The organism is Sporosarcina sp. FSL K6-1508 (genome assembly GCF_038007465.1).
Classification (GTDB): Bacteria; Bacillota; Bacilli; order Bacillales_A; family Planococcaceae; genus Sporosarcina; species Sporosarcina psychrophila_B.
The window spans coordinates 3,123,643-3,144,715 of record NZ_JBBOXF010000001.1 but is presented as its reverse complement, the minus strand read 5'-3'; the positions used below and the strand labels follow the sequence as shown (position 1 = coordinate 3,144,715).

General features: G+C 39.3%; 19 protein-coding genes and 1 pseudogene. 4 read left to right on the top strand and 16 right to left on the bottom strand.

Going from position 1 to position 21,073, the window contains the following annotated elements; translation table 11 throughout:
* Nucleotides 1-4: 4 nt before the first annotated feature.
* Nucleotides 5-2,938: a formate dehydrogenase subunit alpha gene (gene fdhF, locus MKZ11_RS15775; RefSeq protein WP_340795339.1), complete on the bottom strand. Its 2,934-nt coding sequence runs from the start codon at nt 2,936-2,938 to the stop codon at nt 5-7.
* Nucleotides 2,939-3,198: 260 nt separating this feature from the next.
* Between fdhF and MKZ11_RS15770 the strand changes: the two genes are divergently transcribed.
* From MKZ11_RS15770 to MKZ11_RS15760, 3 genes are all read left to right on the top strand, one after another.
* A complete protein-coding gene (locus tag MKZ11_RS15770) occupies nt 3,199-3,573 on the top strand; it encodes a DUF2294 domain-containing protein (RefSeq protein ID WP_340795338.1) in 375 nt (124 codons plus the stop codon).
* Complete coding sequence (gene fdhD, locus MKZ11_RS15765; RefSeq protein ID WP_340795337.1) at nt 3,560-4,375, top strand: formate dehydrogenase accessory sulfurtransferase FdhD; 816 nt, start codon at nt 3,560-3,562, stop codon at nt 4,373-4,375. Before MKZ11_RS15770 ends, fdhD begins: the two co-directional genes overlap by 14 nt.
* A gap of 188 nt (nt 4,376-4,563) precedes the next feature.
* Entirely contained in the window at nt 4,564-5,850 is a 1,287-nt protein-coding gene (locus MKZ11_RS15760) for an L-lactate MFS transporter (RefSeq protein WP_340795336.1), read from the top strand.
* 230 nt (nt 5,851-6,080) lie between these two features.
* Here MKZ11_RS15760 and MKZ11_RS15755 read toward each other — a convergent pair whose 3' ends face one another.
* The 9 genes and pseudogenes from MKZ11_RS15755 to MKZ11_RS15715 all read right to left on the bottom strand — a co-directional run bounded on the left by MKZ11_RS15755 (nt 6,081) and on the right by MKZ11_RS15715 (nt 13,354).
* Entirely contained in the window at nt 6,081-6,407 is a 327-nt protein-coding gene (locus MKZ11_RS15755) for a hypothetical protein (RefSeq protein WP_340795335.1), read from the bottom strand.
* Between the two features lie 52 nt (nt 6,408-6,459).
* Nucleotides 6,460-6,633: pseudogene (locus MKZ11_RS15750) on the bottom strand (PTS mannitol transporter subunit IIBC); the annotation flags it as partial.
* 231 nt (nt 6,634-6,864) lie between these two features.
* On the bottom strand, nt 6,865-7,287 hold the full coding sequence (locus tag MKZ11_RS15745) for a DUF1801 domain-containing protein (RefSeq protein ID WP_340795334.1): 423 nt from the start codon (nt 7,285-7,287) through the stop codon (nt 6,865-6,867).
* Nucleotides 7,288-7,306: 19 nt separating this feature from the next.
* Complete coding sequence (locus MKZ11_RS15740; protein ID WP_340795333.1) at nt 7,307-7,513, bottom strand: cysteine-rich CWC family protein; 207 nt, start codon at nt 7,511-7,513, stop codon at nt 7,307-7,309.
* A 40-nt stretch (nt 7,514-7,553) separates the two neighbouring features.
* The gene (locus tag MKZ11_RS15735; protein ID WP_340795332.1) at nt 7,554-8,078 is read right to left on the bottom strand and encodes a DinB family protein; all 525 of its coding nucleotides are present in this window, start codon (nt 8,076-8,078) and stop codon (nt 7,554-7,556) included.
* A 361-nt stretch (nt 8,079-8,439) separates the two neighbouring features.
* Nucleotides 8,440-9,162, bottom strand: coding sequence for a hypothetical protein (locus tag MKZ11_RS15730; RefSeq protein ID WP_340795331.1), 723 nt, complete (start codon nt 9,160-9,162; stop codon nt 8,440-8,442).
* The gene (locus MKZ11_RS15725) at nt 9,152-10,492 is read right to left on the bottom strand and encodes an AAA family ATPase (RefSeq protein ID WP_340795330.1); all 1,341 of its coding nucleotides are present in this window, start codon (nt 10,490-10,492) and stop codon (nt 9,152-9,154) included. Before MKZ11_RS15725 ends, MKZ11_RS15730 begins: the two co-directional genes overlap by 11 nt.
* A 233-nt stretch (nt 10,493-10,725) precedes the next feature.
* On the bottom strand, nt 10,726-11,064 hold the full coding sequence (locus MKZ11_RS15720) for a hypothetical protein (protein ID WP_340795329.1): 339 nt from the start codon (nt 11,062-11,064) through the stop codon (nt 10,726-10,728).
* Between the two features lie 1,204 nt (nt 11,065-12,268).
* The gene (locus MKZ11_RS15715; protein ID WP_340795328.1) at nt 12,269-13,354 is read right to left on the bottom strand and encodes a hypothetical protein; all 1,086 of its coding nucleotides are present in this window, start codon (nt 13,352-13,354) and stop codon (nt 12,269-12,271) included.
* Nucleotides 13,355-13,603: 249 nt separating this feature from the next.
* Between MKZ11_RS15715 and MKZ11_RS15710 the strand changes: the two genes are divergently transcribed.
* Complete coding sequence (locus tag MKZ11_RS15710) at nt 13,604-14,419, top strand: S1C family serine protease (RefSeq protein ID WP_340795327.1); 816 nt, start codon at nt 13,604-13,606, stop codon at nt 14,417-14,419.
* Between the two features lie 115 nt (nt 14,420-14,534).
* On the opposite strand, the gene MKZ11_RS15705 is transcribed toward MKZ11_RS15710, so the two are convergent.
* The 6 genes from MKZ11_RS15705 to MKZ11_RS15680 all read right to left on the bottom strand — a co-directional run bounded on the left by MKZ11_RS15705 (nt 14,535) and on the right by MKZ11_RS15680 (nt 21,004).
* On the bottom strand, nt 14,535-14,687 hold the full coding sequence (locus MKZ11_RS15705) for a YfhE family protein (RefSeq protein WP_340795326.1): 153 nt from the start codon (nt 14,685-14,687) through the stop codon (nt 14,535-14,537).
* A 135-nt stretch (nt 14,688-14,822) separates the two neighbouring features.
* Complete coding sequence (locus tag MKZ11_RS15700) at nt 14,823-15,920, bottom strand: ABC transporter ATP-binding protein (RefSeq protein WP_340795325.1); 1,098 nt, start codon at nt 15,918-15,920, stop codon at nt 14,823-14,825.
* Nucleotides 15,921-16,089: 169 nt separating this feature from the next.
* Nucleotides 16,090-16,980, bottom strand: a complete 891-nt coding sequence (locus tag MKZ11_RS15695) for a PucR family transcriptional regulator (RefSeq protein WP_340795324.1) — start codon at nt 16,978-16,980, stop codon at nt 16,090-16,092.
* A gap of 73 nt (nt 16,981-17,053) precedes the next feature.
* The gene (locus MKZ11_RS15690) at nt 17,054-18,787 is read right to left on the bottom strand and encodes a phospho-sugar mutase (protein WP_340795323.1); all 1,734 of its coding nucleotides are present in this window, start codon (nt 18,785-18,787) and stop codon (nt 17,054-17,056) included.
* A gap of 21 nt (nt 18,788-18,808) precedes the next feature.
* The gene (nagA, locus tag MKZ11_RS15685) at nt 18,809-20,002 is read right to left on the bottom strand and encodes an N-acetylglucosamine-6-phosphate deacetylase (protein ID WP_340795322.1); all 1,194 of its coding nucleotides are present in this window, start codon (nt 20,000-20,002) and stop codon (nt 18,809-18,811) included.
* Nucleotides 20,003-20,068: 66 nt separating this feature from the next.
* Complete coding sequence (locus tag MKZ11_RS15680; RefSeq protein WP_340795321.1) at nt 20,069-21,004, bottom strand: hexose kinase; 936 nt, start codon at nt 21,002-21,004, stop codon at nt 20,069-20,071.
* Between the last annotated feature and the right edge of the window lie 69 nt (nt 21,005-21,073).

Genomic DNA, 21,073 nt, shown 5'->3' with positions numbered 1-21,073 from the left:
AACATCACCTTTCTTTCTCTTCAGTAAGTTGCAGATATCCAGGGCGCGCCCATTTCCGCTCCACTTCTACACCATTTTGCGGGTGGCGCTCTTTATTACGATGGTTAGACTTTGGTAATGGATTCTCACCCGCTTTTCGAATCACTTCCATTCGTACCTTCGTCTGTTTATAAGCAGGTGTATTCGTGCGCTGATCGACAGCCGGGCCGGTCAAGAAGTTAATAGCCGAATCTTTTTCTACTGAGTTCATCGGTAAGAATAACTCGTTTTTCTTTACTCGATCCGTTACGAGCGCTGGCAGCTTTAATGCTCCGTACGGAGATATTAGGCGTACAATTGAGCCGCTTAGCACACCGCGTTCTTTCGCAAGTTCCAACGAAACCTCTACGAAAACCTCCGGCACTTTCTCCTGGATCCCGTCCGATTTATTCGTCATATTGCCTTCATGAAAATGTTCAAGTAAGCGACCGTTATTGATATGGAGATCATATTCTACAGGAAACTCTACAGGTTTGACCCAGTCAGAAAGAGCAAAGCGTGCTTTCTTATCTGGGAAATTAAATCCATCCATATACAGGAGCGGTGTGCTGGCACCATCTAAACTGCCCCATAAGAAGCTGTTCCAATCTTCCATCACGCTATAATTCGCTTGACTGAATAACGGTGAAAGACTTGCCATTTCCGCAAAAATTTCACTCGGATGCCCATAGTTCCAGCTTGCACCGAGACGGTTAGCGATTTCCTGTACAATCCACCAGTCCGCCCGTGCGTCGCCTAATTCTGGGAGTGCTTTGTATAACCGTTGCACGCGTCTTTCCGTATTTGTAAAAGTGCCATCCTTTTCAAGAGAGGGAACCGCCGGTAGAATGACATCCGCATATTGTGCTGTTCTAGAAAAGAAAATATCCTGTACAACGAGAAAGTCTAGTTTAGCCAAGACATCATGTACGTAGTTCGCATTGGAATCGACGAGCGCCATGTCCTCACCCACAACATACATCGCTCTCATGATTCCATCGTCAACAGAATGAAGCATTTGAATATTATCAAGCCCAGGTTTATCAGCGATTTTCACACCGTATGCCTTTTCGAATTTCTGCCGCGCCTCGCTATCAGTGACGTGCTGATAACCGGGAAGCCATCCTGGTAGCGAACCCATATCACACGCGCCTTGTACGTTATTATGCCCGCGGAGCGGATAGGCTCCTGCACCGGGACGACGATAGTTACCCGTTACAAGCAACAAATTGGATATCGCGGCGGAAGTATCCGATCCGCCGGTATTTTGCGTGACACCCATTCCCCATAAAATACAAGTACCGTCAGCATCACGAATCATTTCCGCCGTCCTGATCAGCATATCCTTTGAAACACCACAAACTTCTTCAGCATAGTCAAGTGTATATTTTTCAAGCACTTCTTTGAATTCGTCCAAGTAATGTACGTTGGCATCTATAAACGTCTGATCATGCCAACCCCTATCAAACATGTATTTTGTTACTGCCATGAGCCATACTTGATCAGTTCCTTGCTTCGGACTTATAAAGATATCGGAACGGTCAGCCATTTCATTTTTTCTCAAATCAGCGACAATTAGCTTTTGCCCATGCAATTTATGAGCTCGCTTTATGCGAGTTGCAAGTACAGGATGGCCTTCAGCTGGGTTAGCTCCGACAATAATCACGAGTCCGGCTTTAGCAATATCTTTAATCGTTCCAGCGTCCCCTCCCATTCCGACTGTTCGGAACAAGCCATCCGTTGCCGGGGACTGGCAATAACGAGAACAGTTGTCGACGTTATTCGTTTCAAATACTTGACGGGCTAGCTTTTGAATCACGTAATTCTCCTCATTCGTAATCTTAGAAGAGGAAATGATTCCAACAGCGTCTTTACCATACTCCTTTTTGATTGTCCCAAGTTTCAGAGCGACAAGGTCAAGTGCTTCCTCCCAAGAGGATTCAACAAAAGTATCACCTTTCCGGATAAGTGGTGTCGTAATTCGTTCTTCACTGTTAACGAAATCCCAACCGAATTTCCCTTTTATACACGTCGAAATCGCATTGACTGGCGCATCAGAAACAGGCTGGACTTTTAAAATTTTACGGTCTTTTGTCCATACTTCAAAAGAACAGCCAACGCCGCAGAATGTACAAACGGATTTCGTTTTTTTCGTCCTCGTATCACGCATTGCCGATTCAGCATCTGATATGGCCATAATTCCGCTGTATCCCGGCTCCACGTCTTTGACAAGATTAATCATCGGTGTCAGGATTTCCTCTTTTAGTCCGGTCATGAATCCAGCTTCACCAAGCATTGATTTTTCCATCAGTGCATTACATGGGCATACAGTAACACAATGGCCGCAACCTACACAGGAAGAATCATTGATTTTCGCTCCCTCATCCCACAGAACAATTGGACGATCTCTCTCCCAATCAATCGACAAGGTTTCATTGACTTGCAGGTTTTGGCATACTTCTACACACTGACCGCAAGCGATACATTGATTTGGATCGTAACGATAAAATGGGTGTGTGAAATCAACACTTTCCTGTGTACATTTTGGTTCATACGGATATTTTTGATGTTCGATTTCCATCATATCCACTGTGTTATGTATTTTACAGTTACCATTGTTGTTGTCGCATACTGTACAATACAGCAGATGATTCTCAAGAATGCGGTCCATAGCTTCGGTCTGGGCTTCTTTAGCACGAGTCGAAGAAAGAGCTATACTCATTCCAGAAACTGCTTTCGTTGAACAAGCCCGCAGTAAACGACCATCCACTTCCACGATGCATGTGTCACATGTCTCAATTGGGTCCACTTCAGGTAAGTAACAAATTTGCGGATGAGAAATTTTATGGTCATTAATCACTTCAAGTATTGTTTTGCCTTCCACGAAGTCATAATTGGAACCGTTAATCTTGATTGGCATGTATGCGCCTCCTTTTTATAAATAAAAAACCACCATGAAAAAATACACCGACTTGACAAGTGCACTTTCATAGTGGAATAGTCTTCTAACAGGACTTGTTAAATTACCAATCCATATTAACTGTTAACTCTCGATAACGCCATGGCAGTTCATACCATAACGCCCTCTTAGATACTAGTATATTTGAATTTGCGGGAATAAACAATCTATAATTCACCTATTAAACTATTTTCTTTTATTTACAGAGGAGGAATAACCCCATGTTGAAAAAAACACATGAATTTAATGATATTATCAGAAAGCTACGCAAAGAATTATTCGGAAAGGGGCCTGAAAGAATCCATACGGTTTTTGTTGACAATATGATTATCTCAACACTTTATGGAAACTTGACTCCTACCGAAACTTTTATCGCCAGTACACCGGAAGGTAAAGAAATGGTCCATGCTGCGAGGACTCGAATGATTCAGGAAGTCTATCAAAAAGCGCCACCAGAAGGAATGGAAGAACTTGTCGGCGCTAAATTTATCCACCTTTTCTCAGATATAAAACTCGGTGATGACATAGCTGTTTCGGTCTTCCTATTTGACAGACCAATTGACAACAAGGGAGGAAAGGCAGATGGAACAAGATAACAAACGGACTGTTATTCGATATTCGAACGGACATTTCAAGAAAAAGGAAGATCAAATTGTAGTCGAACATCCTGTCACCATCAAAATTAATGGTCAAGAATTCGCAACCATCGTCTGCTCCCCCGAGTACATTGGAGACATGGTCGTCGGTTTTTTGGCGTCTGAGGGTGTCATTCCAAATTACAAAGATATTAAAGATATTGTGGTGCAAGAAGAATTGGGTATTGTGCACATTAAAACGGACAAGATGTATCCCTTTTACGAAAAGTTGTTGAATAAACGCTATATCACCTCTTGTTGCGGTATGAGCCGACAAGGATTTGTGTTCGCTAACGATGCTTTGTCTGTAAAAAGAATGATGGGAACTCACATAGTGCTTACCCCAGAAGATTGTTTCTTCTTAATGAGGCAGATGGATCAATCGGCAAGCTTGTTCCACCAAACCGGGGGTGTCCATAATGCGGCGCTCTGCACAGCTACTGGCATTGTTCTGTCAAGGATGGATATTGGAAGACATAATGCATTGGATAAAATTTACGGACATTGTCTAAAACATGCGATTCCAGTCAGAGACAAAGTAATTGTCTTCAGCGGCCGCATTTCATCGGAGATTTTATTGAAAGTCGCAAAAATCGGCTGTGAAATTGTTCTGTCAAAATCCGCGCCTACTGAATTGGCCCTAACACTTGCAGAAGAACTTGGAATTACGACCGTCGGATTTATACGGCAAAATTCCTTCAACCTGTATACCCATCCGGAACGGATCATTGTCGAAGAAAATAATGCTTCCTTTCATCTCTAAAAAAAACATTCGTGACAAAATGGAAAAAGGATGCTAGTATGACTGGAATATCTAGTCTTTTCTAACAATTCAATTTTCATGTATATACAAGGCTAACTAAATAGTGATTTTGGGAGTTGGAAGTGAACTTTGGGAATTACAGACTTTTGTCTGTTTAATTTCATATTTGCGTAAAGGGGGAAAAGGTATTGAAGGGTAGGAAAACGAAGAACAGGTGGTTGATTGCCGCATCCGCAGTAGGTATTCATATTTCTATCGGATCTGTATACGCCTGGAGTAACTTTACTAATCCATTGATTGATCAGTTCGGATGGTCCACTAGTCAAGTGCAACTCACATTTAGTATAGCCATACTTTTTTTGGGTCTATCAGCAGCGTTTCTCGGTCATTTTGTCGAAAAATATGGGCCGAGGAAAGCAGGTATCTTAGCAGCCATTTGTTTTGGGACAGGTGTAATTGGTGCCGGATTCGCTGTAAGCGCTTCCTCGCTCCCGTTGCTTTATTTATTTTATGGGGTACTGGGAGGTATTGGACTTGGTGTCGGCTATATTGCGCCAGTATCTACCCTTGTAAAATGGTTTCCGGACCGGCGTGGACTCGCGACCGGCCTTGCAATCATGGGATTCGGTTTTGCCGCTGCCATTAGTAGCCCGATTATGGAAGCGCTTATTACTTCAGTTGGACTGAAAAACACATTTTATATACTGGGTGCATCTTACTTTTTAATTATGATTTTATCCTCCTTATATCTTGAAAAACCTGAGGTTGGCTGGGCGCCTGCCGGATTTATTGAAAAAGTGAAGGCTGGAAAAGTGGAACAAAAACAAGACTTGGCACAATTGACAGCGAATGAAGCAGTGAAAACAAAACGTTTTTACTATTTATGGCTAATGCTTTTTATTAATGTCACATGTGGCATCGGTATTTTATCAGCAGCAAAGCCGCTTGCGATTGATAGTATCGGCATGACAACTGTACAAGCTGCAGCGCTTGTCGGAGTCCTTGGGATCTTTAATGGAGCCGGGCGACTTGGATGGGCGGCTACTTCCGACTATATCGGCAGACAAAACACGTATACCATATTTTTTGTTATCCAAATCTTTTTGTTTGCGCTCTTGCCTTTCACCACAAATGTACTGCTATTTCAAATCATGCTCGCAGTCATTTATACGTGCTACGGCGGTGGTTTCTCAACCATTCCTGCATATATTGCTGACATTTTCGGAACGAAACAGCTTGGCGCAATCCATGGTTATATACTAACCGCTTGGTCGGCGGCAGGTCTCGCGGGTCCTATGTTCGCCGCATGGATGAAAGACACGACGGGTAGTTATGAAAGCAGCTTGCTCTATTTCGCTGGGTTGTTTGTCGTTGCCCTCGTTATTTCTATTTTAATCAGAGTTGATATTAGAAAAGTACAACTGGAAGGCGAAAGACCAGCAATTAAACCATTAAAGAAAGTTGTAAGTGGATAATTATCAAAAATGTGAAAGCTATCGATAAACCGAACAACTACTTCACATTAAAAATACTTAAGCGGCTGAACCATCCTACTCTGACCAAGCTAGATTTATTATAGCTTCGTTTTTGTCAAATTAACAAAAACACCTATCTACTTGCGCTTTGGAGTACAAGCACATATAGATAGGTATTTTTTGTTGTTTAGAGGACTACTCTTCATTCTCCCGACCGCCATTCAAGCAATTCAATTTACCTCAAGTTTTTGATAGCCCTCTTCAATCGCTGTAAATAGCGCTGTACCGACCTTCAATCCGGTAAACGTTTCAATTGCATGACGAATACCCTGCTGTTGAATCGTCTCTTGTATGAGCTTTGCTTCTGGATCTTCCATATAATCATAATGCAATGCTGCTGCGATTCCTTTTGCCAAGTAAGTAGGTGTCTTACCGAATAACTCCACGTATTGAGTTGCTGGACCGACAAGCCGATCATTCAGTTTAAGTTTACGTAAAGGCGAACGACCTACCCGTATTACGTCATCAGATATAAATGGATTTGCAAACCGCCCCATTATTTTTTGAATGCACTCTCCATGCTGTCTTATCTTCATTTACCTTGTTCGGGATGATACGATCTACTGCTGCGTTCGGAATCCAACCCGTCGGAATAAATAATGCTGTAATAATCCCCCAAGCAATAAATGCACCGATATTCGGCATAATCATGCCACTTAAAAAACTTCCAAAACGTTGGACTTTCATTTTGAATCCTGAATTTGATTGGTGTTCATTATCCATACCCATACACTCCCTTCCGTTTTTTTAAAGCTACAATAGTTTGATTACTACCAATAATAAAGCGTTTACATTCGTTACGCAATCGAATGTAAACGCTACTTTGTCACTTCTATTGTTGCCATATCTAAACTTGATGTAACCAAGTTTTGTCCTGATACTTCTATACTTTAGGAATTAATTGTCGCAACTGATTAATGGACTACTGCATAAATCTCGTTACGTGAAGTGCTATTAGTTATCGGGGTATTGTGTTTTCAAAAATGTAACGGATTGAGTAATTAGTTCTTTTAATACATCTGTATCTATGTCCTCAACTTTGTTAATATACACGCATGCTTTGCCAGAGGTGTGTTTACCAAACTTCGCAAGCAAGGCATCTCGCTCGCTATCGCCGGGCGCAAAATACAAACTTGTTTTTGCTTTACGCGGGGAGAATCCTGCCAACGGTGCGTCGCCTTCGTGGCCTGTTTTGTAAACATAATGATACGATCCAAAGCCGATGATGCTTGGTCCCCACATTTTAGCTTCGTAACCAGTCGTCTCTTTAAAAATCTCGAGTAACGTGTAAGCATCCGCACGTTTTTTTAGATTTTCTACACTTTCAATAAATTCAACGACATCGTTGTCTGTTTCCTTCGTTTTTTGTTCGTACAATTTTTTCCCCTCTCTTCCATCAACCCTGGAACTCATCAAGATATTTTTTACATATGCATGATTTTCTCAATTTATCATAAGGTACTAGCACGAATATAGCTTGTGGGAAGAATTCTCCACTACACCAACATTGAGCTAGGGACTTATTAGTGGAATTACAGCAATTATTATTTTCATTACAGATAGGACATTGATAACTTTCTGCTGTATCGAATTTTTCTGCCATTGTTTCCATCCCTTGGCTCTAATTTTTCTTAGAGCACTTTCTACTTATTTATCATCTTTTTAATAATTCGTATTTGTCCTCTGTGATTTAGTTCATCTTCAAACACATGAAACCATTTAAAATAATTGTTCGTAAGAAGTCCATCCCAAAATGGCATTCGTTCAAATAACCACTCATCAGGCAATGTTTTAAAGGTTTCAACCGTTTTGTACCTTGTTTCAGCTAATTGTTCCAAATAAAAATCAATGCGATTTCCTCTAATTTGCTCTCGCGCATTACTCCCTAATTCTAATCCTGGGTTTAATGTGCCAATATCCTCTTCTGTGATCTCTCGATTTTCAAAAGTGATGATTTGATATGTCTGTTCAACCGATATCATATGAGCTAACAACATTCCGATAGAATTCGATTCTTCATCATAAAGAAAGTCCAATTCTTCAACTGTTAAGTTTTCAATTTCTTGAATCGTTGTCTTTCTGCTGTATTCCATCATTGAAACCAATTTGCTGAACTCTAGACTTAACCCTTCTTTTTTATCAATTATAAACATTGTAGTGTTCTCCATAAATTAATTCACTCCCCAAGGTATTATTTTTCACTAAAACTATCGAACCCAATTAGAAATTGAATCGCTATATTGCAATGTTAATCATGATTGAAGTTCTGCTACCTAATTGATGCTTTTGTATGTTTCTCTAACCGGCTATCTATTCTTTTAGACAGTGTTATTTTACCATAAACTTCAAAGTTTGAATGCAGCTTACTTACCTTTAATTCAACAATTGTGATAATTTTACGATAATCGCAGTAATAAGTATATTAATACGGAAAGAAAGATGCAGAAAAAAATCACTTATTAAATAAAGTGATTTCATTTCCATCTATAACCATTATCAAACCCCATAGCTATGACACGTTTCAGGCATTTAAAAACCTGACTGTAATTTAACAAACTCAAATAGCAAAGGTACATTACTGTATTGTTGTAATGAAGCCGTCCTTTCAGAAATCCTATTCCAGCTTTCCGTATAAGGATCCATCCCAGTTAACAAGGGCATGGACTCCTGTAAAAAGTCTTCAATAGGCATCTCCAACTGTTCTATAAATCGTTCTACCTCTGGAAATTTTCTTTCCTTTTCTGGATTCGGTTCTTTAAATAGAACATGCTCTAAATTTCTTGAAAAATAATACATTCGGTAGTCGATTTTGCTGGAAAGTATTGTATCTAACCCCTTCATTATATTGATATTAGTACTTCTGTCCGCATTTCTAGCTGCTATTTGCTGCTTTTGTTTTTCATGCGGAACAGTTATCCGATCTTCATGGTAGACAGTTAATTCCTTTTGAGTGTCATCAATAACGATAGCATCCTCGGGGATAAAACAACCATCCATATCAATAATATGCAATACGCAGAATACATCTTCCGGACGAAATTTACTTTTGATCATAAATTCATTTACTGCATTTCCAATCACCGATTTAATATGCTCTTCGGGTCTGTCCAAATCATATAAAATATCACCGTGCTGAATATGGAATCGGATGTTATGCTGTTGGAAAAGAGTACGTAACCGATTGTATAGCAATACCTCTTCGCAGCTTCCCTCTACAAGCACTAATACGACTTTCTTTTGATTACTTGTCATTTGAAATCCCTGCTCTTCGGAATGCCGTTTTAATATCATATAGATTAGTTTCCGCATAGATTTCTTCATCTTGACCACCAAGTTGGACAGCACGTAGATAGATATCCCGAGCATTACTCAGCTTTTTAACCCCTTTTAACTGATGATATCTGTCCTCTGCATTAAGCGTCGTAAACCATAAGTTTCGAATTGGAAGCACTTCTAATATCCGCAAATTATGAGAAGTGAAAAAAAGTTGCCCTTGGGCATTTTCGTTCAGAACTTCTAATATTTCACCAAGTAAATATTCAAAGATACCTGCATCTAGCTCATCAATGACAACGCAAGCATTCGGATTATTGTAAACTGCAACAAGTGTACTTAAAATAGAGATGATTTTTAACGTTCCTTCCGATTCACTTCGTAAAGGAAGTTCAATCTCCCCTTTTTTTGATAGGAACTCGAATCGGACTCCTTCACTGCCATCACTCAACTTTTGCTTATTGATCTGTTTTATTTTTATTAGAAGACCTGGGATAATCGTTTGTAAAACAATATTCGTCTGACTAACTACTTGGTCAATCGTTTCAAATAAATCCATTGGCAACACCATTGTATCTTGCATCTCATAAGGAATATGTCCCCGCTTTCTTTCCAAATGAACGCTAAAAGGCATAACAAGATTGGCAATTAGTAGACCATAATGAACCGTATCAATGACATGTAAATCACGATTAAGGTCTACTGAGAGATTTTTCATGATTTCAGCTTCATTTCCTTCTAAGAGATCTTCAAATACTTCTCTTAATTCCTCTCTAAACACAAAAGAGGTCGAATTACTCGCTGCCATACGATTGGCAACCATGGCTGAAACTCTTGCGGACTCATGCAATTCATGCGATTCAATAGTTCCGATAGTAAAGTTTTTACCACTTTTAGAAATCAGATTTTTGAATGGCTCGTTTTCCTTATTTTCTCGTGAGAAAACTTTTTCTTCGACAACTTGGTATCTTCCTTTACCCACAGATAAAGAAACGGAATAGTTAACATAGAACTCACCGTATTCATTTTTCACTATAAATTGAAACAACAAGCGAATCGTCTTTTCTTTAAAATACAGCAAGTTAGATGATAATTTGGGAAGTGGCACCTCATTATTGGCTGATAACAGTATCTTTAACAGATTAAACGATTCGACGGCCGCCGTTTTCCCAGAACCATTCTGACCATAAAATCCTATGACATTGGCTTTATCCAATGCGTCAAATGTTGAATTTGTTTGAAACTTCCCTTGCTTTACATTTTTCAAATTAGTTATTTCTACATTGGTTACTCTGACTATACTCGTCATGAAGACCCCCCTATAAATAACATATTAATTGCGTAAAATTTATGGTTTCGACCGACAATGTCTTTAAATTATCAATATGGCCGTAAATGCTCTAAACTATTCATATTACTTACAGTAAGTATCGTTTGCTTTATATACATCCATTTCCAATGGTAAAAGTATTGTCATAAACATAGCAATTTAAAATAAATGAAAAAAGTGATCAGCCATTTTTATTTCTGGCTGATCACTTTTCACGTTGCCCATTTTACCCCATTTACTTTTCTCGCCATCGTTTTGGCATCGATCACTTCTTTTGAAAAACGCTCAAACAATACTTCTAGCTGATGATTGATTTCTTCCATTTCGACTACTTCATTAAAAGGATATTCATAATAAATGGATTCTTTTTCCGAATGAATTAAAACCGTCAATATTTGCAACTTATTCGCACTAGCTGTATCCTCATCCAATAAAACCGTTTCATCTGGAACTCGACCTCCCTGACTGACATATATAATCACAGGATTCTCTTCGGTAAAGGTACCATCAGAAAACTCAATTAGCTCTTTCACAGAAGCTGCCAATTTCATATTAATTCCTCCTCTATTTACATTCTCTCTATCTCTTCCCATATTGTTGATGAATGTAAACGCAAAACATGAAGAAAAGATTCATAAAGTTCCTCAGAACAGACCTATGTATGTTGAAAAAACTTTGACACTTGGAATAAATTGAACTCCTCGCTAATCCCGCTTCGCCGCTTTTTGGATGATCTTTTTGAGAAAGCGCATTTCTTTTCCGGAGATGAGTCCTACAACTTGGAGTGCCATAAATCGATCGAACTTGATCAACGAATGTCTCAATACATGAGGAATGAATTAGAATTCCTGCTAATACCGCTTCGACGCTTTGTGGATGCCTCCCGCGATAAGCCGGAAAGGAGAGCACTTTCAGTCTTATCGCTCCGGCTACCACGAAGACGCGTCTTCGCTAGATGATCTATGCGAGCGAGAGCATTTCTTTATCTGCGATGAAATCTACAATCTGGAGTGTGTCTTTCTTGACTCTAATTCTATATGTTGAACTATTGAATCCGGTGTATAAACTGAGCGAAGGCGCCTATTCGGAGCCAGTTGCTGACACCGGGTAGCCGAAGTCATAAGACTGGCGGCGAAGCTGCTTGGCTTATGGCGGAAGGCATCCCCTAGCGCCGTAGCGGTTCGATGGAGTTCTTTATTTCAATTTATATAGTATCAACTAGTAATCACATATAATCTCGGCATATACATCTCAAAATCACATTTCTCTCGATAAGGAACACCCTAGAGCAGATGCGGCAAAGGCATCCCCAAAGCGCCAAGCGTTCTACAATCCACACCCCGAATTACAACTCTCACATTATTGAGCTCCACAGCAGATTCAAGGGGATTTTTTAGTTCAATATATAGAAGTAAAATGAAGCGGTTGTTAAATAACTTTTTTCTCATTTAAAATGGTTATTGATTAGCGCAAAATTCTATATTTATACGGGTAAGTTTTCACCCACTTTAGGAATATCAATCATGACATCTTTACCGAATGACAAGCATGGCTGGAAATGACTTCGTCACTTCCAGCCATATCCTTTGAATAGTTAACTTTTTATAGGGTTGCAAGTGCCATACCAATTTCGAGCATACTGGTACTTGTTCATTTGAAGTAATTCAAAAGCGCCTGTACACAGTGATTGATAACAAGAGTATAATGAAACTCAAAAATGCCTATCGAAGTGATAGGCATTTTAATATAAGCATTTTAGCGAAAAGTCTTACCATCGATCAAGACTTGTGAAGCACGGAATGGGATACTTTGGTTGAGCGCAAAATATGGTTCCAAAATACTGTGAAAGGAATCCCATTGACCCTCCATTTCCTCATATTTACCGTTCTGTTCCAATTCCAAAATGACTGTGTAAATTTCTTTTAGTGTAGATAAGTCTTCCTTAGATACCTCGAAATCATAATAAGATATTTGTTCCTCAAAAGTTGGCATTGGATAGGCCGCCCGGTAATACGGCTGCATTGCTAGATCGAACGCCTCCCATTTTTCCATAGCAAGTTGATTGTCTTCATCATAGCTAGTTTGACGAGCTTCCTCATACAATTGCTTAATAACTGGATAATCCACTTCTGAAATAGTCATATTCAAGGTCGCTATATACTCTTCAAACGTTGGTTCTACATAATAATTATTAACAATCTCGAAAAACTGATTAATCTTTACGTTAGATTCTTCCTCCGCCCCACTTTTCGCAAGCGAAATCCACTGATTATAAAGTTCTTCCAATTGTATCAAGTCTTCATCCGTAAACGCATACTCAAACATACTTATATACACATCAAATGGGTCTGGCTCCCAGTTTGCAAGATAATGCGGATTGATTATTTGATTGATTTGCCCCCATAACTCTCCTGCTTCTTCCCATAATTCATCTTTTTCCAAAGCCATCTTCTGATTGTAGAGAGTTTCTAGCTCTTTAATCTCAGCTTCGGTCACTCCTATAGGAAGGCTTTTTACAAAATAGGCAAAGTCGTAGAAATCCGCAAAGCTTTCTAGCACTTCACCTTCGATTTGCACTGTGGCACCAACTGAAACATTCATCGACTGAATTTGTTCCTCGGTAAAAGCATGCAATCCAACATGATAGCGTTTACCATCTTCCCCTTTAATAATGATTTCATTGCTCCAATTTTCTATGACTTTCCCCTTAAGCATCTGCCCAATTGGAGCTTGTATTTCAGTTTTTTCCACTGAGGCAAATGTATAAGAGGGTGTCAGTACACCAATCCCAAGTACTAGCGCAACGGAAACTATAAATCTTCTCTTCTTATTTCTGCTCATAAATTATTCCCCTTTTTTTAAAATGAGTGTGTACTAATAAAACAGTTGGATAGTAATTATTCTTCCATCTAAATGTCATTGAACTATTCATTATATGTTCTGATTTACTAATTATGCCAACCAAAGAAGAGGGAACGCAATTATTTCAGCACTATCTTTCATATAAGCTTTAATGGAAAAAACCTTATGTACTTTCATTTGCTATAATGAGCTATAAAGATATGAGTTTAAAAGTTAGGGGGTGGATACATGGAGACGGACAAGAAACAACCGCCTGATTCAAATGATAAAGACTTTATAGAAGAGATTGATGATGAAGAACTGCAAGTGCTGGTATTAGAAGCGCAACGAGAAGCGCTTTATAAAGAAGAACAAGAAAAAACAAGTCGCAAAATAAAGCGCCCATTTCCCAAATGGCTATTTTGGATGATCTCCATCGTAATGGTTTTCAATACGTTTGCAGTTATGTTTGAAGTGTATTCAATCCCGGCCATTGAATTCCTAAAGACCTCTTCAAAATTATCGAAGCAAGAAAACATTGCTACCTATAAAAAGTCTGTTGTTGTTATTCAGACAGCAGCAAGCAAAGGGACCGGGTTCTCGATTTCGAATGACGGGACCATACTAACAAACTATCATGTTATCGAAGGAAGCGACACCGTAAACGTCTTTTTTCCAGACGAAGGACGCTTTACCGCAGACGTTATACATACATATCCATGGGTTGACCTCGCTGTTTTAGAAGTTCATGGCAAAGACTTACCTTATTTAGAACTCGCTGAACAAACGACCTTTGAAGATGACGAAGCCATTAACTTTATTGGCAATCCATTAAGTTTTAAGGGCATTGCAAATGAAGGTACAATTATTGATTATATCCAGTTAACAGATTGGGATGTGCCCGTTGTTATGTTGAAGGCACCGGTTTATCGAGGAAATAGTGGAAGCCCCGTACTGAATAGTGATGGGATGGTGATTGGCATTGTTTTCGCTACGTTAGATCATGAAACGTATGGAAAGGTTGGCTTATTTGTTCCGATAGATGAGTTTTACAATCAACAATAGGTATATTCTTGGTATCAAAAAGGGTTGCTTTTATTGAGCAACCCTTTTTCTTACAACTAGTTACTATTGAAACCGTAAAGATCATTTAATTCACAACTTTCATCAGCAGTCTACTTTAATCTTTTTTATTATTTTCCCTGTCCTTATTTTCATTCTCAGCAACTTTATCAGCTTTTTTATATTCTTCCTGATACAGTACTTCTTGTTCTGAAGACAGTTCATTATTTTTTTCGGTCAATTGCTCGTGTGGAGGTTTTTTCTCAGTCATTTACATACTCTCCTATCTGTTTTTATATCATGAATACTTAGTTTGTCCAACTCTTTTGGATTTTAAACATAAATGGATCCAAAATTAAAACCGCCAAAGAAAGACCAGTTTCCCTTAGCGGCATCTTTTATAAACTTATTTGATTCTTAATTCTGATTCACTATCGAAAAAGTGCGCTTTACCAAGGTCAAATGCCAAGTCGACCGTTTCTCCGGCCACAACGTTGAAACGCGCATCAACACGTGCCACAAAGTCTTGGTCATCCACTTTTGAATAAAGAATAATTTCTGCCCCCATTAATTCAGCTACCTCTATCGACGCCCTGATTTTTGTGTCAGGAGAAAAATCAAGGAATAACGGTTCATCATGAATGTCTTCCGGACGAATGCCCAGAATAATATCTTTGCCAACATAACCTTGATCCCGAAGCACTTTCATCTTACCATCGGGAACAAGGACTTTTACATCGCCCATGACAAAATAATTCTCTTCCAATTTACCGGTTAAGAAGTTCATTGCAGGAGAACCGATAAATCCACCAACAAAAACATTGTTAGGTTCATCATAAACTTCTTTAGGTGCACCTACTTGTTGGATAAGTCCATCTTTCATGACAACGAGGCGTGTCGCCATTGTCATGGCTTCTGTTTGATCATGGGTTACATAAACAGTAGTTGTTTGTAGACGCCTGTGTAGCTTTTGAATCTCTGCACGCATTTGCACACGTAACTTAGCATCTAAGTTAGATAACGGCTCATCCATTAAGAATACTTCAGCATCTCGAACAATCGCACGTCCCAAAGCAACACGCTGACGCTGACCACCCGAAAGCGCTTTCGGTTTACGAGTTAATAGTTCCTCAAGTCCCAAAATTTTAGCAGCATTATCCACTCGTTTTTTTATTTCATCTTTTTTAAATTTACGCAACTTTAAGCCAAATGCCATATTATTGTAAACATCCATATGAGGATACAATGCATAGTTCTGGAAAACCATAGCGATATCACGATCTTTTGGCGGGACATCGTTTACTCTTTTACCCCCAATAAAAAGATCGCCTCCTGATATTTCTTCCAAACCAGCAATCATTCGAAGTGTGGTTGATTTACCGCAACCTGACGGACCAACTAACACTAGAAATTCTTTGTCTCTAATTTCCAAGTTAAAGTCTTGTACGGAGACAACATCCTTATCATATACTTTTTTAATATTTACTAGTTTCAAGTCTGCCATTTTATTCCCTCCAATGTATGTATGGGTTTTCACTATCTATTAACAGCATACATTATTCGGACTATTTGAGTAATGGTGAATATGCACAAAAATAGAAGCAGGCTTGGTGCATGTTTGCTAGTACCAGTTTTAACAATAATTAAAGCAGATAGTTTTCAAGCTACCAGAGTTACTTTCGTGCCAAAAGTGAAAGATAGACTGTCATTGCATGGTGAAATTGTCGGACGTCTATTCCCGTTTTTTCATAAAAACGGTCCAATCGATATTGCAGACTGTTTCGGTGCATATGTAGTACTTTTGACGTCTCAGATATATTTAAATTACATTGGACAAACGTTTCAATCATTTTCAGTGTTTCTTCATCATCTATGTATTCTTGTAAAATAGTCTGACTGATTTCGGTACGGAAATCCGATTCTGTCTGATTGATAAGTAAAAGTGGAACAGCATCTATGTATGTGACTACTGTCTTATTTGAATGTCTAAACACTTTCTTGGCATCACTCTTTAATGTGTGGTAATGTTGAGCAATTCCCTCCAAATCCTTCTTGTAAGGACCGACAAAGAAGTTAATTTTCACATATAAATCACTCATGAGTATATCGATAATCTGTTCGAAAGAGATGTTATCTTCATCCGTTGTCTGTTCTTCTATAATGATTCCTTCATGTCCACTTCCCCATAGAATAGGCACTTGTTTATCAAAAAGCTCATGTATCGCGTCTTTAAATAAGATAGGGTCAATTTGATTCTTTTTTATAGAAAAACAGACAAAACGATAGGGGTTTTTCAATTTAAAATCCAAGTCAGCATTTGATGCACTCGAGTGAATTACTTTTCGCCATTTCTTTTCCTCATCTGTAGGAATCGGAAATTTAATATTATAAGGTACTAAAAAAGTGCTTAATAGTGTTACATCTTTGGGGGTTAATTCCCCTTCAGGAATACCGATAATTTCATTTTCATCCGTCTCAAACCATTTATATGTAGAATCTAGTTCAACTTGTCCTTCTGAGTATACAAGGAGAGAAGAATAGATTTTACGTAATTGATTAATCATCGAACCCCCCCTTTCTTTTTCACTATTCGTTGAATATTAGCGATAATACCCTTCCAACACTCCCAGTTTCTATTTATGAGTTAGACGTTAATGTTTGCACAACCATCATAACAGCCCCTTTTAAGCCCAATAAAAGCGCGTCACTTTCATTTTTTGTCCCACCCTTGACTCCAAAGTAGAACTTGATTTTCGGTTCTGTTCCAGATGGGCGAATCGCAAACCATGTACCATCTGTCAATATAAATTTAAGCACATTCGCAATCGGTAAATCGAGTGGACGTTGATCTCCTGTTTCAACACTAACAGCATGACCAGCCGCATAATCTTCAATAGTTGAAAGGGGTTGGGTAAACTCCCTTACAAATGATGCCGAACGGAAATAATTCACGGTATCATCAATTTTCGCCATTCCATTCTTCCCTCTTAGCGTTATCGATTCCAAGCTTTCTTGATAAAAGCCGTGCTCTTCATACAATGCTTGTAGTCCATCCAATAATGTTTGGCCGTTTGCTTTATAACGAGCGGCCACTTCAGCAATTAAAACCGAAGCTTGGACAGCATCTTTATCCCGTACGAAATCGCCGATCAAGTAGCCAAAGCTCTCCTCATAACCAAATAAGAAAGTATACTCTGCAGTTTCTTCAAATTCTAAGACTTTTTCACTGATAAATTTAAACCCTGTCAATACATCCATTGTTTTAACGTCATATTTCTGTGCAATCGCCCTACCAAGTTCTGATGTGACAATTGTTTTTAAAACTACACCATTTTCAGGCATTGTATCGCGGTCCAACTTATCTTCCAACAATGTATTTAATAATATTGCACCGATCTGGTTGCCTGTTAAAAAGACATATTCGCCTTCTAAATCTCGTACTGCCACACCCATTCGGTCTGCATCTGGATCCGTAGCTATGAGTAAATCCGCTTTCACTTTATGACCATATATAAGTGCCATTTCAAAAGCTTGTGGTTCTTCAGGATTGGGATAGTTGACGGACGTAAAGTTCGGATCTGGAATTGCCTGTTCACTAACGATAGTTACATTCGAGAAGCCCGCTATCTCTAGTCCTTTACAAACTAACTTTCCACCCGCACCGTGAAGTGGGGAATAAACAATCGATAAACTTTTATCAAGCTGCCCTCCCAAAAGAAGTCCATCCAAATGCAATAGATAACGGTCGCTCATTTCATGATCCAAATATGTAAGTAGTCCCTCTTCTAAGAGATAAGCCACTTCCGCGACCCCTACCGAAAATAGGTCATCAATACTCTCCGTATGAGCAGTAATCGCATTTGCGGCTTCTAATGTTACTTGTCCACCATCTTCTCCGTAAACCTTTAGTCCGTTATATTCTGCCGGATTATGGCTTGCAGTAATGACAACGCCCGAAAACGTGTTCAACTCGCGAACTGCAAATGATAATAAGGGAGTTGATTGTAGCTCATCAAATAAATAGCTACGAATGCCATTAAATCCAAGGACTTTCGCCACTTCAAGAGCAAATTCTGTTGATTGATGCCTCGAATCATAAGCAATTACGACGCCTCGATTTTCAGCAGCCGTCCCACAGCTTTTTATATATAAAACAAGCCCAAGTGCTGCCTTTCTTACAGTGTAGAGATTCATCCGATTCGTACCAAATCCAAGTTCCCCGCGCAAGCCAGCCGTACCGAATGATAGGTTTTTATAAAAACAATCTTCCAGCAACTCTTCATTATTTTCTTCAATCGTAAGTTGCTGTTTTAGTGTAGCTTCTAGTTTCTCAAATTTACGCCATTTTTCCGCTTCAACTTGCCATGTCACATGAATAACCTCCCGAAAATGTCAGCTGAATGCACCATTACGTTCAAAAGCAATAGCACCTCTACAAATCGTCAATTCAACTGCCCCATCTTGACCTAAAACAACAATGTCAGCATCTTTACCAGTCTTTATCGATCCTTTTCGACTTGATAGTCCTAAACGGTCAGCTTGGTTCGATGAAGTGATTTGTATTTGCTCATGTATGGATAGTTCAAGCCACTTTGCAAGATTTAATCTAGCACTATTCATCGTGACTATACTTCCAGCCAAAGAACCAGTAGATGTTAATAAACATTTCCCGTCGCGCACGGTCACTTGCTGCCCCCCCAAATCATATTCCCCATCAGGCATCCCTTTCGCACGCATCCCATCAGTTATTGCTAGTATATTTCCAAGCCTTTTCATCTTGATAATGAGTTTCAATAAATCAGGATGAAAATGAATGCCATCAGGAATGATTTCAACATGGACATCGTCCTGTAAAAGCACCGCTCCGACAACTCCGGGATCACGATGGTGCATTCCCTTCATACCATTAAACAAATGTGTTGCATGGGTAACACCATGAGTTATGGCATGAATCGATTCATCATAGGATGCATTTGTATGCCCCATCGACGGAATCACATTGGCCCTTTTAAGTTCAGTTAAAAGTTCAAAATTGTTGTCCAACTCCGGGGCATATGTGATGATTTTAATAGCATCTCCAGACAACTCCTGCCATTCTTTAAACAGATTCGCATTCGGCAAAATAATGGCACTCTCTGGCTGGGCCCCTTTTTGTTCTTTATTAATAAAAGGGCCTTCTAAGTGAATACCAATCATTTCCGCGGCCCCTGGGCCATTACTGTCAGCTCTATATCTCTCAAGACTTTTTAGCGTATGACTTAGATAAGAGACTGGGTTAGTTATCGTTGTCGCCAGGAAGGAGGTGGTTCCCTCCTTCGCTAGAGCAAGCGCAATTTCTTCAAAAGCTTCCTGTTTTCCGTCCATAAAGTCAAATCCAGCCGCACCATGAACGTGAATATCAATCATACCTGGAATCACATATTGTTTCCCTCTACAATCGACTACCCGGTCTGCCGTAGCCGATGAGGGGCAATTTCCCATTCCACCTATAGACTCGATTTTTTCTTCTTTAATATGTATAAACCCTTCGTACAAAATACTGTCTTCCAAAACAATTGTAGCGTTAATTAAATACAAACTTCCCATGAATAACTTCCTTCCATACATTTAATCCACTATAACAATCAACACCAATACGCACAATCGTACTCATCACCTTTTGATTCTATTAACCGACATCTGATCAACAGCCCACTCTACATTTTCTGCATTAATATGGCCTGTTTGCTCTTCCAAGGCATTGAGAACGCCCATTGATAGTCCAAATTTGATCAATGCTTCATCTGCTAATCCACGAGCTATTCCTGCAGCAAATCCCGCTATAACGGAATCCCCCGAACCGACTGGATTAATCGCCTCAATTTCAGGAGCTTTTGCCCTGTAAAGAGTTTTTTTATGTTTCACAATTGCACCATCTGCTCCAAGCGTGACAACGACCCAGGGAATTTCTGCAAAGAGCGCTGATTCTAGCGCTTCAATTATTTGTACCTCATCAACAGACTTTTGACCAAGTAAATCTGCAAGTTCTTCTTCATTCGGTTTGATTAAATAAGGCTTATGTTCACTTGCTACGAGTGCTGTTAATAAAGCCCCATTCGAATCTAACAAAACCTTAGCGTCATATTCGTTGGAAATTCTCACTAAATCTACATAAAAATCCGTCGGCAAGCCTTTTGGCAAACTTCCAGATAGCGTTACAATGTTAACCTGAGATGCATACTCAGTAAACTTTTCTAAAAATAGTGCTGCTTCACTTGCTGTGATTACAGGACCACTTTCTAGTATCTCAGTCTGTTTCCCTTCATGGATCACCGCTATGCAATTGCGCGTTTCACCACTTATCGAAACAAAAAAGTCTTGAATTCCTATTGTCGCAAGCCGCGAACGAATGAACTCTCCTAAACTACCGCCTAGAAATCCTGACGCAGCCACATTTTCACCAAGCTGATGTAACACCCGAGCAACATTTAGTCCTTTTCCACCCACAGTTTTAGAAACATCTTCAATCCGATTTACCGTGTTAAGTGACAAGTTATCAAGCTTATAACTAATATCCACAGCTGGATTTAATGTAATCGTTAATATCATCGTAAACCACTCCATCCTCAATCGTAAATCACCAAATTTAGCCCTCTATACTCAAATGGAGTGAGAATA

Bases quoted from the DNA above. Each gene is read 5' to 3' on its own strand.
- fdhF (WP_340795339.1), bottom strand. From the start codon at position 2,938: ATGCCAATCAAGATTAACGGTTCCAATTATGACTTCGTGGAAGGCAAA.
- MKZ11_RS15770 (WP_340795338.1), top strand. From the start codon at position 3,199: ATGTTGAAAAAAACACATGAATTTAATGATATTATCAGAAAGCTACGC.
- fdhD (WP_340795337.1), top strand. From the start codon at position 3,560: ATGGAACAAGATAACAAACGGACTGTTATTCGATATTCGAACGGACAT.
- MKZ11_RS15755 (WP_340795335.1), bottom strand. From the start codon at position 6,407: ATGGGGCGGTTTGCAAATCCATTTATATCTGATGACGTAATACGGGTA.
- MKZ11_RS15740 (WP_340795333.1), bottom strand. From the start codon at position 7,513: ATGGCAGAAAAATTCGATACAGCAGAAAGTTATCAATGTCCTATCTGT.
- MKZ11_RS15735 (WP_340795332.1), bottom strand. From the start codon at position 8,078: ATGGAGAACACTACAATGTTTATAATTGATAAAAAAGAAGGGTTAAGT.
- MKZ11_RS15730 (WP_340795331.1), bottom strand. From the start codon at position 9,162: ATGACAAGTAATCAAAAGAAAGTCGTATTAGTGCTTGTAGAGGGAAGC.
- MKZ11_RS15725 (WP_340795330.1), bottom strand. From the start codon at position 10,492: ATGACGAGTATAGTCAGAGTAACCAATGTAGAAATAACTAATTTGAAA.
- MKZ11_RS15720 (WP_340795329.1), bottom strand. From the start codon at position 11,064: ATGAAATTGGCAGCTTCTGTGAAAGAGCTAATTGAGTTTTCTGATGGT.
- MKZ11_RS15715 (WP_340795328.1), bottom strand. From the start codon at position 13,354: ATGAGCAGAAATAAGAAGAGAAGATTTATAGTTTCCGTTGCGCTAGTA.
- MKZ11_RS15710 (WP_340795327.1), top strand. From the start codon at position 13,604: ATGGAGACGGACAAGAAACAACCGCCTGATTCAAATGATAAAGACTTT.
- MKZ11_RS15705 (WP_340795326.1), bottom strand. From the start codon at position 14,687: ATGACTGAGAAAAAACCTCCACACGAGCAATTGACCGAAAAAAATAAT.
- MKZ11_RS15700 (WP_340795325.1), bottom strand. From the start codon at position 15,920: ATGGCAGACTTGAAACTAGTAAATATTAAAAAAGTATATGATAAGGAT.
- MKZ11_RS15695 (WP_340795324.1), bottom strand. From the start codon at position 16,980: ATGATTAATCAATTACGTAAAATCTATTCTTCTCTCCTTGTATACTCA.
- nagA (WP_340795322.1), bottom strand. From the start codon at position 20,002: ATGGGAAGTTTGTATTTAATTAACGCTACAATTGTTTTGGAAGACAGT.
- MKZ11_RS15680 (WP_340795321.1), bottom strand. From the start codon at position 21,004: ATGATATTAACGATTACATTAAATCCAGCTGTGGATATTAGTTATAAG.